The sequence below is a fragment of the Algibacter sp. genome (genome assembly GCF_049667265.1).
Classification (GTDB): Bacteria; Bacteroidota; Bacteroidia; order Flavobacteriales; family Flavobacteriaceae; genus Algibacter_B.
The window spans coordinates 1-1,713 of the sequence record NZ_JBATHX010000376.1; the positions used below are offsets into that span (position 1 = coordinate 1).

The 1,713-nt window shown below is 28.4% G+C and carries 2 protein-coding genes; one reads left to right on the forward strand and one right to left on the reverse strand.

Features of this window, described 5'->3' with window-relative positions; translation table 11 throughout:
• The first annotated feature begins 39 nt into the window (after positions 1-39).
• Entirely contained in the window at positions 40-585 is a 546-nt protein-coding gene (locus tag WBN21_RS13015; protein WP_424200956.1) for an RNA polymerase sigma factor, read from the forward strand.
• Between the two features lie 34 nt (positions 586-619).
• On the opposite strand, the gene WBN21_RS13020 is transcribed toward WBN21_RS13015, so the two are convergent.
• The coding region (locus WBN21_RS13020) for an ATP-binding response regulator (RefSeq protein ID WP_424200958.1) at positions 620-1,713 on the reverse strand (1,094 nt) is incomplete at its 5' end.

The following is a 1,713-nucleotide window of genomic DNA, read 5'->3' on the forward strand; positions in this document are numbered from 1 at the left end:
ATACTATTGAGGTAGTTGTAACCCTTAAACCAAATAGTTTTGACAAACGAAGCATTAGTATCTAGAATTGTTGACCATAAAGAAGTTCACTTATTTGAACTTTTATACGAGAGATTTTCGCATCATGTTTATAATAAATGCTATTCTTTTGTAAAGAATGAAGATGAGGCTAAAGATTTGGCCCAAGATATTTTTTTAAAATTGTATTTGAAGTTACCAAGTTTTGAAGGTAAATCTAAATTTTCAACCTGGATTTATTCATTAACATATAACCATTGTGTTAATTATGTAAATAGAAATGCTAAACGAAAATATGAAAGTAGAATGCCAGAAACTTTTGATTTTGGAAATTATGCTGAAGAAATAGATGACTCAAATGAGTTTTCAGAAAAATCGGTTATAAAATTGTCAAATGCTTTAAAAGATATTCCTGAAAATGACAGATCGATTTTAGAATTAAAATATCAGAAAAATTTAAGTGTTAAAAACATTGAAAGTGTTTTAGGAATAGGTGGTAGTGCAGTAAAAATGAGAATTAAAAGAGCCAAAGAGCGCTTAGCTTGTTCATATGCACTAGCAGTTTAATTCGTAGTTCAACTTGAAAAACAACCAACAACATTTATTTTAGGTATTTGGTTATACTTTCTAAAAGTTTCTTTTTATCAAATGGTTTTACTAAAACGTTATTAATATTGTTTTGTTTAAAACGTTTTATGTCTTCCTTGTAAGCTTGTGTAGAAAGTACGATAATAGGCAACTTTTTATGCATTTTTGAAAGGTTACGTACTGTAGAAGCCAAATCAATGGCAGAATACCCTGGAATAGTATTAGACAGTAGTATTAAATCCACTTCTTTATCAAGAATATTCGAGATTATTTCTTCACCTTTTGAAACAATATTTATGTAAAATAACCCAGTTGATGCTAGGGTTTTTAAAACGGATAATTGTATTAATTCGGAATCTTCTACCAACAAAACATGGTATTTTTTATCCGAATTTGGTAATTGGGTTTTTAGTAATTCCTCTTTTTGACTTTGGCTAAAACTAGAAGTAATAAAACTTAAGTTAAATATAAACTTAGCTCCTTTATGAATGCCGCTTTCCACTTTAATGTTGCCCTGCATTTCAGTAACCAAGTATTTTACAATGGCCAATCCTAAACCAACGCCATCATTATTGGTGGTTTCAGATTCTATTTTAGAAAATCTATCAAAAATAGTTTCAAGACTTTCTTTGTTTATTCCGTGGCCAGTATCTGTAATTTCAAATTGAAGATGCACCTTTTTAGCTCTTATATAATTGAGAGAAATATGTAAACTTATTGAACCTTTTGAGGTATTGCTAATAGCATTGTTAAGCAAATTTCCTAAAATTTGTTTTAATCTATATTGGTCCCCAATTAAAAACTCCGGAATTTTTTCATCCATTTTTAAATTGAATTCAATACCCTTTTTATTAGCTAAATACGTGTACATGACTTCAATACTTTGAAGAAGTTCGGTTAAATTGAAATCTTTTTCAATTAAAGTGAGTTTTCCAGATTCTATTTTCGAAATGTCTAAAATATCCTCAATTCTATTTTTTAAATCTTTGTTGGCAGATTGAATAATCTCTAAATAATTTTTTTGCTCAGAATTTAAGTCGCTATTTATTAATAAATCGCTAAAAATTGTTGAAGCTGTAATGGGATTTCTTAGCTGATGGCTAAAAT